Genomic DNA, 14,301 nt, shown 5'->3' on the forward strand with positions numbered 1-14,301 from the left:
ATCCGATGCGTCCGCAAGCACAAAACAGAAAGGCCGGATGAAACCTTGGGTTCCATCCGGCCTTTGCGTTCAGATCGCCGACAATGCCGGGCTATTGCCCGATCAAGCCTTGGCTTTCGCCGGGCGCTTGTCTTCGACCGTCCACTTGCCGCCGTCGTAGTACGCCTTCCAGCCGGTCGGCTTGCTGTCCACTTCGGACTGCACGTACTGCTCCTTGGTCTTGCGGCTGTAACGGATCACCGTCGGCAGGCCGTCAGGGTCTTTCTGCGGCGCTTCGCACAGGAAGTGGTACTTCGGATCGATCTCGTCCTTGTGCGGCAGGATCTCAAGCACCAGCGGCGCGCGCGTCTCGCGGTTCTTCGGGAACTGGCTGGCGGCCAGGAACAGACCGGAAGCACCGTCGCGCAGGATGTAGGTATCATCGACCTTTTCGCACTTGAGCTCAGGCATCTTCACCGGGTCCATCTTCGGCGGCGCCGCGTCACCGCTCTTGAGCAGCTTGCGGGTGTTCTTGCAGGTCGCATTGGTGCAACCGAAGAACTTGCCGAAACGACCGGTCTTGAGCTGCATCTCGCTGCCGCACTTGTCGCATTCCAGGCTCGGGCCTTCATAACCCTTGATACGATAGCTGCCCTCTTCGATCTCGTAGCCGGCGCAATCCGGGTTGTTGCCGCAGATGTGCAGCTTGCGCTTCTCGTCGAGCAGGTAGGCGTCCATCGCCGTGCTGCAGATCGGGCAGCGATGCTTGCCGCGCAGCACCAGGGACTCCGATTCGCCCTCGTCGTCCGCCGCGATTTCGTCGCCCGGCACCAGGTTGACGGTGGCCTTGCAGCGTTCCTTCGGCGGCAGGCTGTAGCCCGAGCAGCCGAGGAACACACCCGTGGACGCAGTACGGATCTGCATCGGACGGCCGCAGGTCTGGCACGGAATGTCGGTCATCACGGGCTGGTTGGCGCGCATGCCGCTGTCCGGGTTCTCTGCCACCTCAAGCTTCTTCTTGAAGTCGCCGTAGAACTCGTCCAGCACGTTCTTCCAGTCGCGCTCACCTTCGGCCACGTCGTCGAGGTTCTCTTCCATGCCGGCGGTGAAACCGTAGTCCATGAGGTTCGAGAAGCTCTCCGAGAGACGTTCGGTGACGATGTCGCCCATCTTTTCCGAATAGAAACGACGGTTATGCAGGGTCACGTAACCGCGATCCTGAATGGTCGAAATGATCGCCGCATAAGTCGACGGACGGCCGATGCCGCGCTTTTCCATTTCCTTGACCAGGCTGGCTTCCGAATAGCGGGCCGGCGGCTTGGTGAAGTGCTGGGACGGATCGAGCTTGATCAGCTTCATCGCGTCGCCTTGAGCCATGTCCGGCAGCACGTCGTCATCGCCGGGCTTGGCGATCTGCGGCAGGACCCGGGTGTAGCCGTCGAACTTGAGGATGCGGCCCTTGGCGCGCAGCTCGAAGTCGCCGGCCGCCACGCTGACGGTGGTCGACAGGTACTGCGCCGGAAGCATCTGGCAGGCCAGGAACTGGCGCCAGATCAGCTCGTAGAGGCGCTCGGCGTCGCGCTCCATGCCCGACAGCTTGCTCGGTACGGTGTTGGCATCGGACGGACGGATCGCTTCGTGAGCCTCCTGGGCGCCTTCCTTGCTGCTGTAGACGTTCGGCGACTCCGGCAGGTACTTCTTGCCGAACTCGCTTTCGATGTAGGTGCGCGCCATCGCCACGGCATCGGCCGACAGGTTGGTGGAGTCGGTACGCATATAGGTGATGTAGCCGGCCTCATACAAGCGCTGAGCCATCATCATGGTCTTCTTCACGCCGAAGCCCAGGCGGTTGCTCGCGGCCTGCTGCAGGGTGGAGGTGATGAACGGCGCCGACGGCTTGCTGCTGGTCGGCTTGTCTTCGCGCTTGACGATGCTGTAGCTGGACGCCTTGAGCTTCTCCAGCGCGGCTAGGGTCTGGGCCTCGTTCAGCGGCTTGAAGGCTTCACCCTTTTCGCGGGCCACTTCGAAGCGCACGGTGGAGCCCTTGGCGGTGCCGAGGTCAGCGTGCACCTCCCAGTACTCTTCCGGGTTGAAGGCACGGATCTCACGCTCGCGCTCGACCACCAGCTTCACCGCCACCGACTGCACGCGGCCGGCGGACAGGCCACGGGCGATCTTGGCCCACAGCAGCGGCGAAACCATGTAGCCGACGACGCGGTCGAGGAAACGGCGGGCCTGCTGGGCATTGACGCGGTCGATGTCGAGCTCGCCCGGCTCCGAGAAGGCGTCCTGGATCGCCTTCTTGGTGATTTCGTTGAACACCACGCGCTTGTAGCGGCTGTCGTCACCGCCGATGGCTTCGCGCAGGTGCCAGGCAATGGCTTCCCCTTCGCGGTCCAAGTCCGTCGCCAGATAGATGGTGTCGGCGTCCTTGGCGAGGCGGCGCAGCTCTTCGATGACCTTTTCCTTGCCCGGAAGGATCTCGTACTTGGCTTTCCAGCCGTGGTCGGGATCCACACCCATGCGCGAAACCAGCTGCTTGCGCGCCTTTTCCTTCGGCGACAGCGCGGGGGCCTCGCCGGCGGCGGCCTTGCCGCGCTTGGCGGCAGGCTCCTTGGTGGCGCTAGCCGAACCGCTGGTGGGCAGGTCTCGGATATGGCCGATACTCGACTTCACCACGTATTGGTTGCCCAGATACTTGTTGATGGTCTTGGCCTTAGCCGGGGATTCCACAATGACCAGCGATTTGCCCATGGATCGGAAAATTCCTGAATTCTAGAAGTGAAAGGCGGTTGGCGCCTGACGCGGCACCGCTATATATAGTGGCTACAAGGTGAGGTCAAGCGCAGGGTTCTGCGCGCACTCGCCTCACGGCCCGGTAAAAATGCTCGGTTCGGCCTGCACCAAAGCAAAGCGTGGCACCTGCTCGCCGTCAACCTCGACGGACTCCAGAAACATGCTCAAGGGACGTACCCAGAAGCCGTAATCGCCATACAGGGCTTGGTAAAAGACCACTTCCTCTTCGGTCTCGGAATGCCGCGCGACACTGAATACGCGGTACTGCGGACCTTTGTAATGCTGGTACAGCCCAGGTTGTATCGGCATGCTTCGGCCCTCACTCAAATCTTTTCAAAATAAAAACAAAAAAACCGCAAAAACAAAAACCGGGGCACTGGGCCCCGGCTTCCGTCGACAAGTCGCTTAAACGCGTTCGAAGACGGTGGAGATGCCTTGGCCAAGACCAATGCACATGGTGGCCACCCCGAAGGTGCCGCCATTCTGCTTCATCACGTTGAGCAAGGTGCCGGAAATCCGTGCACCGGAGCAACCGAACGGGTGACCCAGGGCGATCGCGCCGCCGTGCAGGTTAACCTTCTCGTTCATCTTGTCGAGCACTTTCAGGTCTTTGAGCACTGGCAGGGCCTGTGCCGCGAACGCTTCGTTGAGCTCGAAGAAGTCGATGTCATTGATGCCCAGGCCCGCACGCTTCAGGGCTTTCTGCGTGGCCGGCACCGGGCCGTAGCCCATGATCGCCGGGTCCACGCCCGCCACCGCCATCGAACGGATCACCGCCATCGGCTGGATGCCCAGGTCCTGTGCGCGCTGCGCCGACATCACGATCATGCACGAGGCACCGTCGGTGATCTGCGACGAAGTGCCCGCCGTCACGGTGCCGCCCTTCGGGTTGAAGGCCGGCTTCAGGGTCGCCAGGCTTTCCAGGGTGGTTTCCGGACGAATGGTTTCGTCGTAGTCGAAGGTTTTCAGGAAACCGTTCTCGTCGTAGCCCTGCATCGGGATGATCTCATCCTTGAACTTGCCCTCAACGGTCGCCTTGTGGGCGAGCTGGTGGGAGCGCAGGCCGAAGGCGTCCTGCTGTTCACGGGTGATGCCGTGCATCTTGCCGAGCATTTCGGCCGTCAGGCCCATCATGCCCGACGCCTTGGCCGCGTACAGCGACATATGCGGGTTCGGATCGACGCCGTGCATCATGCTCACGTGACCCATATGCTCGACGCCGCCCACCACGAACACGTCACCGTTGCCGGTCATGATCGCTTGCGCTGCGGTGTGCAGGGCGCTCATCGACGAACCGCACAGGCGGCTGACGGTCTGGCCGGCCGAGGTGTGCGGGATCTGGGTCATCAGCGACGCCATGCGCGCGATGTTCCAGCCTTGCTCCAGGGTCTGGTTCACGCAGCCCCAGATCACGTCCTCGACTTCCGCCGGGTCGACCTTGGTGTTGCGTTCCAGCAGTTTGCTGATCAGGTGCGCCGACATGTCTTCGGCGCGGGTGTTGCGGTGCATGCCGCCCTTGGAGCGGCCCATCGGAGTACGACCGAAGTCGACGATCACGACGTCTCTAGGATTCAAGCTCATACGTTCACTCTCACTCTAGTTTGGGGGCGCTTAACCGAAGAAGCTCTGGCCGTTCTTGGCCATTTCGCGCAGCTTCGCGGTCGGGTGGTACAGCGCGCCCAAGTCAGCGTACTGGTCGGCCAGGGCAACGAACTCGGCAACACCGATCGAATCGATGTAGCGCAGCGCACCGCCACGGAATGGAGGGAAACCGATGCCGTAGACCAGGCCCATATCGGCTTCGGCGGCGGTTTCGACGATGCCGTCTTCCAGGCAACGAACGGTTTCCAGGCACAGCGGGATCATCATCCAGTTGATGATGTCTTCGTCGGTGACTTCGCGCTGCTCGTAGACGATCGGCTTGAGCACTTCGAGCACCGACGGGTCGGCGACCTTCTTCTGCTTGCCTTTCTTGTCGGCCTCGTAGGCGTAGAAGCCCTTGCCGTTCTTCTGGCCCAGGCGCTTGGCTTCGTACAGCACGTCCACAGCCGAACGACGGTCGTCCTTCATGCGGTCAGGGAAGCCGTCAGCCATCACGTCACGGCCGTGGTGGCCGGTGTCGATGCCGACCACGTCCATCAGGTAGGCCGGGCCCATCGGCCAGCCGAACTTTTCCATGACCTTGTCGATGCGCACGAAGTCCACACCGGCGCTGACCAGCTTGGCGAAACCGCCGAAGTACGGGAACAGCACGCGGTTGACCAGGAAGCCCGGGCAGTCGTTGACGACGATCGGGTTCTTGCCCATTTTCTTGGCGTAGGCAACGGTGGTGGCGACGGCCAGCTCGCTGGACTTCTCGCCACGGATCACTTCCACCAGCGGCATCATGTGCACCGGGTTGAAGAAGTGCATGCCGACGAAGTTTTCCGGACGCTTGAGGGCCTTGGCCAGCAGGCTGATGGAAATGGTCGAGGTATTGGACGCCAGGATGGTGTCCTCCTTGACCTGGTCTTCCACTTCGGCCAGCACGGCTTGCTTGACTTTCGGGTTCTCGACGACCGCTTCGACCACCAGATCGACGTGGCCGAAATCGCCGTAGGACAGCGTAGGACGGATGCCGTTGAGCACTTCAGCCATCTTCGCTGCGGTCATGCGACCCTTGTCGACGCGGCTCACCAGCAGCTTGGCCGCTTCGGCCAGGCCTTGCTCGATGCCGTGCTCGTTGATGTCCTTCATCAGGATCGGCGTGCCTTTGGAGGCCGACTGATAGGCGATGCCGCCACCCATGATGCCGGCGCCCAATACGGCGGCCTGCTTCACGTCCTGGGCGATCTCATCGTAGGCCTTGGCCTTTTTCTTCAGTTCCTGATCGTTCAGGAACAGGCCGATCAGGCTCTGCGCAGCGGAGGTCTTGGCCAGTTTGACGAAGCCGGCGGCTTCGACTTCCAGGGCCTTGTCGCGACCGAAGTTCGCGGCTTTCTGGATGGTCTTGATCGCTTCGACCGGGGCCGGGTAGTTCGGACCGGCCTGACCGGCCACGAAACCCTTGGCGGTTTCGAAAGCCATCATCTGCTCGATGGCGTTGAGCTTGAGCTTGTCCAGCTTCGGCTGACGCTTGGCCTTGAAGTCGAACTCGCCGGAGATGGCGCGCTTGATCAGTTGCACAGCGGCGTCGTGCAGCTTCTCGGGAGCGACCACCGCGTCGACGGCGCCGACCTTCAGCGCGTCTTCAGGACGGTTTTCCTTGCCGGCGGCGATCCACTCGATGGCGTTGTCGGCACCGATCAGGCGCGGCAGGCGCACGGTGCCGCCGAAGCCCGGGTAGATGCCCAGCTTGACTTCCGGCAGACCGATCTTGGCCTTGGTGGACATGACGCGGTAATCGGCCGCCAGGCACATTTCCAGACCGCCTCCCAAGGCGATGCCGTTGATCGCGGCCACGGTCGGCACGTTGAGGTCTTCGAAATCGCTGAAGATCTTGTTGGCTTCGAGATTGCCAGCAACCAGCTCGGCATCCGGCAGCTTGAAGTTGTCGACAAATTCGGTGATGTCGGCGCCGACGATGAAGACGTCCTTGCCACTGCTGACGATCACGCCCTTGATCGAAGCATCTGCCTTGATGGTGTCCACGGCCTGACGCAGTTCGTTCAGGGTAAGACGGTTGAACTTGTTGACGGACTCACCCTTGAGGTCGAAATTCAATTCGACGATGCCACTTTCAAGAGCTTTAACCGTGATGGCTTTACCTTCGTAAATCATCAACTGATCTCCACGATATGGAAGCTGAACAGTACACGTCGGACGCAGGCAACCGGCTCGCAGGACGTTTTTTTCGTCGATGCTGACGCCAATCCACCCGGCACACCCGCCAACGCGATAGTCGGGAATCTGTAGGAGCAGTCTGCAATACAAACGCTCAATTCATACGCCCGTTTGATTTGGGTACGCCACATTCACGGAATTTCCGACAATTGTCAATCGCCCGAAATACCGGTTCAAACGCGACCTTACGGTCATTTCCGTAGGACACAGGCCACCGCTCACGGTTGCATGTGAGTACATTCATAAGATCAATCATTAGAAAAGTCGCCCTAATTCCCGGCGAGCCCCGCACAACGGGCTACGCTCTCGGGAGGACGCAGGAAAACAGCCGCATCCAGGCGAACGAACAGGATCGCGCTACGCCCCAGAAGATTTTCCGGCCTGCCTGGCCACCCCGCCCGATGAATCATGTCGGGCTTTTTATTGCGCGTCTGCCGGACGTTTCGCACCGTTGCGGCACGAAACGTCCCTGGATCACGCCAGCGCTTTCAGCGTGGCGTCTATGTCCTGCAAGACGCTGGCCTCGCCTTTCTCGCCCCAATACAGGGCGATCATCTGCTTATCTGCCTCGACCTTGAAGACATTGGCCGGCAACTTCAGGAAATGATCGAGCAGCGCCGGGTCTTCGCAGGCCTCCTGCCACTGATTGACCCAGACCCCGGCAGACTTCTGCCAGTAGGCCCAGCACGCAGGCCGGCTGCCGCGCCGCGGCCGGTGGTACTGCGCGCACGGGCTCGGCGGCTCCTGCGACAGCCAGTGCGGCCATTCCTGGGGCGCCAATTGCATGGCCAGGCCCAGGCGCCGCGCCTCCATGCGCAGGGCGATGCGGCCGCTCTGCACACGTGACGGGCGCAACCATGCCAGCGGACTCAACACCACCAGCAGGATTGACACCACCAGCCAGACCGTCATATCTCTACTCCCGTTTTTGGATGAGCCCATTGCTTCAGTTCGGAACCAATGCGCTTGAAACCAGCCATACTTAACACTATCGAATCCTCTGGAGGCGCCACCATGCCCTACCACCACATCCTGGTCGCCGTCGACCTGACCGAAGAATGCGACCCCGTGATCCACCGCGCCCGCGAGCTGTCGGTGAGCAACGGCGCCAAGCTGTCGCTGGTGCATATCGTCGAGCCGATGGCTATGGCCTTCGGCGGTGACGTGCCGATGGATCTGTCACAACTGCAACAGCAGCAGTTCGACCAGGCCAAGGAGCGCCTGGAGCGCCTCAAGCACAAGTACAGCGAGCTGGAAAGCGCCAACTGCCACCTGACCTACGGCCAGCCGCGCCAGGAAATCCACCATTTCGCCAAAGAGCAGGAATGCGACCTGATCGTGGTCGGCAGCCATGGCCGGCACGGCCTGGCGCTGCTGTTGGGTTCGACCGCCAACGATGTGCTGCACGGCGCGCCGTGCGATGTGCTGGCGGTGCACCTGATCAAGCGCTGAGTTTCTCTCCAGCGTCCAACCCGGATGCGAAAAGCCCGGCGCCCATCACTGGACGCCGGGCTTTTCCGTCTGCGGGGCGGTCAGGCCTCCAGTTCGGCCCAACGCTCCACCAGGGCGTCCAGCTCCGCCTGCAGGCGCTCCAGCGACGCCAGCACTTCAGCTGTCTCCGCCGGCGGACGCTGGTAGAAGCCGGCTTCGGCCATTTCGGCCTCCACGGCGGCGATCTGCTGCTCCTTGGCGTCGATGTCGCCCGGCAGCGCTTCCAGCTCGCGCTGCAGCTTGTAGCTCAGTTTCTTCTTCGCGGCCGGTGCCTCGGCCACCGGGGCCGCCACCGGCGCAGGCTCGGCCTTGACCACCGCCGAGTTCAGGTCGGCCTTGCCCGACTTGCTCTCGGTCACGCCCAGCAGGCGCGGCGAGCCGCCCTGGCGAATCCAGTCCTGGTAACCGCCGACGTACTCGCGCACCTTGCCCTCACCTTCGAACACCAGGGTGCTGGTGACGACGTTGTCGAGGAACGCCCGGTCGTGGCTGACCATCAGCACGGTGCCGCTGAAGGTCAGCAGCACCTCTTCGAGCAGTTCAAGGGTTTCCACGTCGAGGTCGTTGGTCGGTTCGTCGAGCACCAGCAGGTTGGCCGGCTTGCTGAACAGCTTGGCCAGCAGCAGGCGCGCCCGTTCGCCGCCGGACAAGGCCTTGACCGGAGTGCGCGCACGCTGAGGGCTGAACAGGAAGTCGCCGAGGTAGCTCAGCACATGGCGGCTCTGGCCGTCGATCTCGATGAAGTCGCGGCCTTCGGCGACGTTGTCGATCACGGTCTTTTCCAGATCCAGCTGATGGCGCAACTGGTCGAAATAGGCCACATCGATCTTGGTGCCTTCCTCGACCGTGCCGCTGCTCGGTTGCAGGCCGCCGAGCATCAGTTTGAGCAAGGTGGTCTTGCCGGTGCCGTTGGCGCCCAGCAGGCCGATGCGGTCGCCGCGCTGCAGCACCATCGAGAAGTCACGGACCAGGAACGGGCCGCCCGGGTGGGCGAAGCTGACGTTCTCCAGCACCATCACCTGCTTGCCGGACTTCTCGGCGGTCTCCAGCTGGATGTTGGCCTTGCCGGTGCGTTCGCGGCGCTCGCTGCGCTCCACCCGCAAGGCCTTCAGGGCACGTACGCGGCCTTCGTTGCGGGTGCGGCGGGCCTTGATGCCTTGGCGGATCCAGACTTCTTCCTGGGCCAGGCGCTTGTCGAACAAGGCGTTGGCGGTCTCTTCCGCCGCCAGCACGGCTTCCTTGTGGACGAGGAAGCTGGCGTAGTCGCCGTTCCAGTCGATCAGCCCGCCGCGGTCCAGCTCAAGGATGCGGGTGGCGAGGTTCTGCAGGAAGGAACGGTCGTGGGTGATGAACAGCACCGCGCCCTGGAAGTCCTTCAGCGCCTCTTCGAGCCAGGCGATCGCGCCGATGTCCAGGTGGTTGGTCGGTTCGTCGAGCAGCAGCAGATCCGGCTCGGACACCAGCGCCTGCGCCAGCAGCACACGGCGACGCCAGCCGCCGGACAGCTCGGCGAGGGTCTTGTCAGCCGGCAGCTGCAGACGGCTCAGGGTGCTGTCGACCAGGGTCTGCAGGCGCCAGCCGTCACGGGCTTCGAGGTCGTGCTGGACGTGCATAAGCTTTTCCAGATCGGCGTCGGTGACGATGTTCTGGCTCAGGTGGTGGTACTCGGCCAGTAACGCGCCGACGCCGTCGAGGCCTTCGGCCACCACGTCGAACACTGTCCGTTCGTCGGCCACCGGCAATTCCTGCGGCAATTCGCCGATCTTCAGACCGGGTGCACGCCATACCGCGCCGTCGTCAGGCTTCTGGTCGCCCTTGACCAGTTTCATCATGCTGGACTTGCCGGTGCCGTTGCGGCCGATGATGCAGACCCGCTCACCACGGGCGATCTGCCAGGACACCTTGTCCAACAACGGCATGGCGCCGAACGCAAGGGACACATCGCTGAATTTGAGCAGGGTCATGAGCTTCTCCAAAAACCGGGCGCGCATTCTACCTGAATCGGGGCTCCAGCAGGCCGGCAATTTCACCGTCGAAGCACTCTGCATAACATTTGTTGCGATCTTGCGGCTCAAGCCCGGCAAAGCTTTCGCCGCCTGCTGGCAAAAGGCTAAGCTACAGACAATTCAGCGCCGGTCCTTGCCGGCGCTTGTCCTGTTTTCATGTGCCCGGATGTCTCATGCGCAGTCGCCTTTTCAGTGTCTTGTCCTGCTTGCTGCTTTCCGCCGCTGCCGCCCAGTCCGCCCAGGCGGTGGACCTGTCCACCCAACGCCAGTACTACGATGAGGCCAAGCGCGCCTTGGCCAAGGGCGATACCGGCCCGTACTTCCGCTACAGCCAGGCCCTGGCCGATTATCCGCTGGAACCCTACCTGGCCTACGACGAACTCACCGCCCGGCTGAAGACCGCGAGCAATGCCGAGATCGAGAAATTCCTCGCCGAGCACGGCGACCTGCCCCAGGCCAACTGGATGAAGCTGCGCTGGTTGCGCTGGCTGGCCGAACGCGATGACTGGGCGACCTTCGTCAAGTACTACGACCCGAAACTCAATTTCACCGAACTGGACTGCCTGAACGCGCAGTACCAGATCAGCCACAACAAGAAGGCCGAGGGCTATGCCAACGCCGAGAAACTGTGGCTGACCGGCAAGTCCCAGCCCGCCGCCTGCGACGCGCTGTTCGGCATGTGGGCCGCCGAAGGCCAGTTGACCGAGCAGAAGCGCTGGGAACGGGCGAAACTCGCCGCCCAGCACCGCAATTACCCGCTGGCCAACAGCCTGGTCAACGGCCTGACCACCCTCGCCCCGCGCGGCCGCCTGCTGGTGGACGTGGCGCAGAAGCCCGAATTGCTCAACCAGCCTTCGCGCTTCATTCCTGCCGATGAGCCGATGTCCGACGTGGTCAGCCTCGGCCTGCGCCGCCTCGCCCGCCAGGATCCGGACAAGGCCATGGCCCTGCTCGACGGCTACGCCAGCAGCATGCATTTCTCCCGCGACGAAAAGGTCGCGATCGCCCGGGAAATCGGCCTGACCCTCGCCCGCCGCTTCGACAGCCGCGCCCTGGACGTGATGACCCAGTACGATCCGGAACTGCGCGACAACACCGTGTCGGAGTGGCGCCTGCGCCTGCTGCTGCGCCTGGCCCGCTGGAACGACGCCTACCAGCTGACCCGCCGCCTGCCGCAGGATCTGGCCACCACCAACCGCTGGCGCTACTGGCAGGCCCGTAGCCTGGAACTGGCGCAACCGCAGAACCCGGAAGCCCAGACCCTGTACAAGAACCTGGCCCGCGAGCGGGACTTCTACGGTTTCCTCGCCGCCGACCGTTCCCAGTCGCCCTACTCGCTAGTCAACAAGCCGCTGGTGCTCAGCCAGGCGACCATCAACAAGGTGCGCAATACCCCGGGCGTGCGCCGGGCACTGGAATTCCACGCCCGCGGGCAGATCGTCGACGGACGGCGCGAGTGGTATCACGTCAGCCGCCATTTCAGCCGCGACGAAATGGTCGCCCAGGCCAAGCTGGCCTACGACCTGAAATGGTACTTCCCGGCGATCCGCACCATCAGCCAGGCCCAATACTGGGACGACCTGGACATCCGTTTCCCGATGGCCCACCGCAACACGCTGGTGCGCGAAGCCAAGGTGCGCGGCCTGCATTCGAGCTGGGTGTTCGCCATCACCCGCCAGGAAAGCGCCTTCATGGACGACGCCCGCTCGAGCGTCGGCGCCAGCGGCCTGATGCAACTGATGCCCGGCACCGCCAAGGAAACCGCACGCAAGTTCAGCATCCCGCTGGCTTCGCCGCAGCAGGTGCTCGACCCGGACAAGAACATCCAGCTCGGCGCCGCCTACCTCAGCCAGGTGCACAGCCAGTTCAATGGCAACCGCGTGCTCGCCTCCGCCGCCTACAACGCCGGCCCCGGCCGCGTGCGCCAGTGGCTGCGCGGTGCCGACCACCTGAGCTTCGATGTCTGGGTCGAAAGCATCCCATTCGACGAAACCCGTCAGTATGTGCAGAACGTGCTGTCTTATTCGGTGATCTACGGCCAGAAGCTCAATTCTCCACAACCGTTGGTGGATTGGCACGAGCGCTACTTCGACGATCTGTGAGCCGAAGCTGCAATCCTGTGAAATGAAAATGCCCGCATCCGATGCGGGCATTTTTCATGGCGTCCTACCGAGCCGTTGGGTCAGTCGGTTACCGGGGCAGTCGAATCAAGAACACCATCGCTGAACTGCAGCGCCGCCAACCGCGCATACAGCGGATTGCCGGCGATCAGTTCCTGGTGCGTGCCGATCGCGACCAATTTGCCCTGATCCAGCACGGCGATCCGGTCGGCGTTTTTCACTGTGGCCAGCCGGTGGGCGATCACCAGTGTGGTGCGGTTGCGCATCAGGCTCGGCAGCGCCTGCTGGATCAGGTGTTCGCTCTGGGCGTCGAGGGCGCTGGTAGCTTCATCCAGCAGCAGGATCGGCGCATCCACCAGCAATGCACGGGCGATGGCCAGCCGTTGGCGCTGGCCACCGGACAGGCCCAGCCCGCCGTCGCCCAGGTGCGTGCGGTAGCCCTCGGGCATCCGCTCGATGAAGTCGTGGGCGTGGGCGATCCGGGCGGCCTCCCTGACTTGCTCCGGTGTCGCGTCGGGACAGCCGTAGCGGATGTTGTCCTCGACGCTGCCGAAGAACAGCGCCGGGCTCTGCGACACCAGCGCGAAGCAGCGGCGCAGGTCCAAGGGATCCAGACTTGTGAGCGGCACGCCATCGATCAGGATCCGGCCAGCGTCAGGGTCGTAGAAACGCAGCAGCAGGTCATACACCGTGGACTTGCCGGCGCCTGACGGCCCCACTAGCGCCAAGGTCTCCCCCGCCCTGACCGTCAGGCTCAAGCCGTCGACGGCGAAGCTGTCGGGACGCGAGGGGTAGGAAAACCGCACATCCTGCAAGGCCAGTTCACCCTTGACCCGTTCCGGCAACGTCACCAGGCCGTGGACCGGCGGCTGGATGATGTTCTCCGAGCGCAGCAGCTCGGCGATGCGTTCGGCGGCACCGGCCGCCCGCTGCAACTCACCGATCACCTCGCTCAATGTGCCGAAGGCGCTGCCGACGATCAGGCTGTAGAACACGAACGCCGCCAGCTCGCCGGCGGAGATGCGCCCGGCGATCACGTCCATGCCGCCCACCCACAGCATCACCGCCACGGCCCCCAGCACCAGCACGATCACCAGGGTGATCAGCCACGCCCGCTGGAAGATCCGCTTGCGCGCCGTGTCGAACGCCTGCTCGACGGTGGCGGCGAAGCGCTGTTCGTCCTGCACCTGGTGGTTGTAGGCCTGCACGGTCTTGATCTGGCCCAGGGTCTCGGACACGTAGCTGCCGATGTCGGCGATCCGGTCCTGGCTCAGGCGCGACAGGTTGCGCACCCGTCGGCCGAAGATCAGGATCGGCGCAATCACCAGCGGCAAGGCGATCACCACGATGCTGGTGAGCTTGGGGTTGGTGATGAACAACAGCACGATCCCGCCCAGCACCATCAGCAGATTGCGCAGGAACAGCGACAGCGACGAGCCGATCACCGATTGCAGCAGCGTGGTGTCGGCGGTCAGCCGGGACTGGATCTCCGAGCTGCGGTTGTTTTCGTAGAAGCCCGGGTGCAGGTAGACCAGATGGTTGAACACCTGCCGGCGGATGTCGGCCACGCAGCGCTCGCCGATCCACGACACTAGGTAGAACCGGGCGAACGTGCCCACGGCCAGCCCGAGCACCAGCAGCATGAACAGGCCGATGGACTGGTTGAGCAGGTGCGGCGACTGGGTCATGAACCCTTGATCGACCAGCAGGCGGATGCCCTGCCCCATCGACAGGGTGATGCCGGCGGTGACGATCAGCGCCAGCAGGGCGCCGAACGCCTGCCAGCGGTACGGCGCCAGGAACCGGTTGGCCAGGCGCAGGGCCCGGCGGTGTCGCGGGGAAAGCATCGGGATCATTCGGGTTCACGTCTTGTGCAGGTGAATGGGATCAGCCTACACGCTGAAATGGGGTGGAACTGTGCGAATCACAACGAGTCAGGTTAATTATGACCGTCACGACTAGAGGCTAGACGCTATTGGTCTAATCTCACGGTTGAGACACACCGCCATTTCTGTTTGAGTGGAGATGCCGTCCCGGACAGACCGCAGGGAGTTGTCACAGCCTGGTCACCTGACGGTTTTACCCTA

9 protein-coding genes are annotated in these 14,301 nt (G+C 63.1%); 2 read left to right on the top strand and 7 right to left on the bottom strand.

Annotated features, from left to right (window positions below; genetic code table 11):
- Positions 1-102: 102 nt before the first annotated feature.
- The 5 genes from topA to CAG31_RS20580 form a co-directional block, all read right to left on the bottom strand.
- A complete protein-coding gene (gene topA / locus CAG31_RS20555) occupies positions 103-2,733 on the bottom strand; it encodes a type I DNA topoisomerase (RefSeq protein ID WP_085584563.1) in 2,631 nt (876 codons plus the stop codon).
- 114 nt (positions 2,734-2,847) lie between these two features.
- Complete coding sequence (locus tag CAG31_RS20560; RefSeq protein WP_085584565.1) at positions 2,848-3,084, bottom strand: DUF1653 domain-containing protein; 237 nt, start codon at positions 3,082-3,084, stop codon at positions 2,848-2,850.
- 96 nt (positions 3,085-3,180) lie between these two features.
- A complete protein-coding gene (fadA, locus tag CAG31_RS20565) occupies positions 3,181-4,356 on the bottom strand; it encodes an acetyl-CoA C-acyltransferase FadA (protein ID WP_085584567.1) in 1,176 nt (391 codons plus the stop codon).
- 30 nt (positions 4,357-4,386) lie between these two features.
- Positions 4,387-6,534, bottom strand: a complete 2,148-nt coding sequence (gene fadB, locus CAG31_RS20570) for a fatty acid oxidation complex subunit alpha FadB (protein WP_085584569.1) — start codon at positions 6,532-6,534, stop codon at positions 4,387-4,389.
- Between the two features lie 537 nt (positions 6,535-7,071).
- Positions 7,072-7,509, bottom strand: a complete 438-nt coding sequence (locus tag CAG31_RS20580; protein ID WP_085584571.1) for a hypothetical protein — start codon at positions 7,507-7,509, stop codon at positions 7,072-7,074.
- Positions 7,510-7,611: 102 nt separating this feature from the next.
- Between CAG31_RS20580 and CAG31_RS20585 the strand changes: the two genes are divergently transcribed.
- Entirely contained in the window at positions 7,612-8,049 is a 438-nt protein-coding gene (locus tag CAG31_RS20585) for a universal stress protein (protein ID WP_085584573.1), read from the top strand.
- A gap of 80 nt (positions 8,050-8,129) precedes the next feature.
- Here the strand turns inward: CAG31_RS20585 and CAG31_RS20590 are convergent, their stop codons facing one another.
- Positions 8,130-10,052, bottom strand: a complete 1,923-nt coding sequence (locus tag CAG31_RS20590; RefSeq protein WP_085584644.1) for an ATP-binding cassette domain-containing protein — start codon at positions 10,050-10,052, stop codon at positions 8,130-8,132.
- A 215-nt stretch (positions 10,053-10,267) separates the two neighbouring features.
- Here CAG31_RS20590 and CAG31_RS20595 point away from each other — a divergent pair, with 215 nt between their 5' ends.
- On the top strand, positions 10,268-12,196 hold the full coding sequence (locus CAG31_RS20595) for a transglycosylase SLT domain-containing protein (protein WP_085584575.1): 1,929 nt from the start codon (positions 10,268-10,270) through the stop codon (positions 12,194-12,196).
- Between the two features lie 80 nt (positions 12,197-12,276).
- On the opposite strand, the gene CAG31_RS20600 is transcribed toward CAG31_RS20595, so the two are convergent.
- Complete coding sequence (locus tag CAG31_RS20600) at positions 12,277-14,070, bottom strand: ABC transporter transmembrane domain-containing protein (RefSeq protein WP_176243875.1); 1,794 nt, start codon at positions 14,068-14,070, stop codon at positions 12,277-12,279.
- Between the last annotated feature and the right edge of the window lie 231 nt (positions 14,071-14,301).

Origin of the sequence: Pseudomonas sp. R25(2017) (assembly GCF_002112565.1) — a bacterium.
Classification (GTDB): domain Bacteria; phylum Pseudomonadota; class Gammaproteobacteria; order Pseudomonadales; family Pseudomonadaceae; genus Aquipseudomonas; species Aquipseudomonas ekonensis.

What these genes read in the sequence shown, in the direction of transcription:
- topA (WP_085584563.1), bottom strand. Translation starts at nt 2,733, where the DNA reads ATGGGCAAATCGCTGGTCATTGTGGAATCCCCGGCTAAGGCCAAGACC.
- CAG31_RS20560 (WP_085584565.1), bottom strand. Translation starts at nt 3,084, where the DNA reads ATGCCGATACAACCTGGGCTGTACCAGCATTACAAAGGTCCGCAGTAC.
- fadA (WP_085584567.1), bottom strand. Translation starts at nt 4,356, where the DNA reads ATGAGCTTGAATCCTAGAGACGTCGTGATCGTCGACTTCGGTCGTACT.
- fadB (WP_085584569.1), bottom strand. Translation starts at nt 6,534, where the DNA reads ATGATTTACGAAGGTAAAGCCATCACGGTTAAAGCTCTTGAAAGTGGC.
- CAG31_RS20580 (WP_085584571.1), bottom strand. Translation starts at nt 7,509, where the DNA reads ATGACGGTCTGGCTGGTGGTGTCAATCCTGCTGGTGGTGTTGAGTCCG.
- CAG31_RS20585 (WP_085584573.1), top strand. Translation starts at nt 7,612, where the DNA reads ATGCCCTACCACCACATCCTGGTCGCCGTCGACCTGACCGAAGAATGC.
- CAG31_RS20590 (WP_085584644.1), bottom strand. Translation starts at nt 10,052, where the DNA reads ATGACCCTGCTCAAATTCAGCGATGTGTCCCTTGCGTTCGGCGCCATG.
- CAG31_RS20595 (WP_085584575.1), top strand. Translation starts at nt 10,268, where the DNA reads ATGCGCAGTCGCCTTTTCAGTGTCTTGTCCTGCTTGCTGCTTTCCGCC.
- CAG31_RS20600 (WP_176243875.1), bottom strand. Translation starts at nt 14,070, where the DNA reads ATGATCCCGATGCTTTCCCCGCGACACCGCCGGGCCCTGCGCCTGGCC.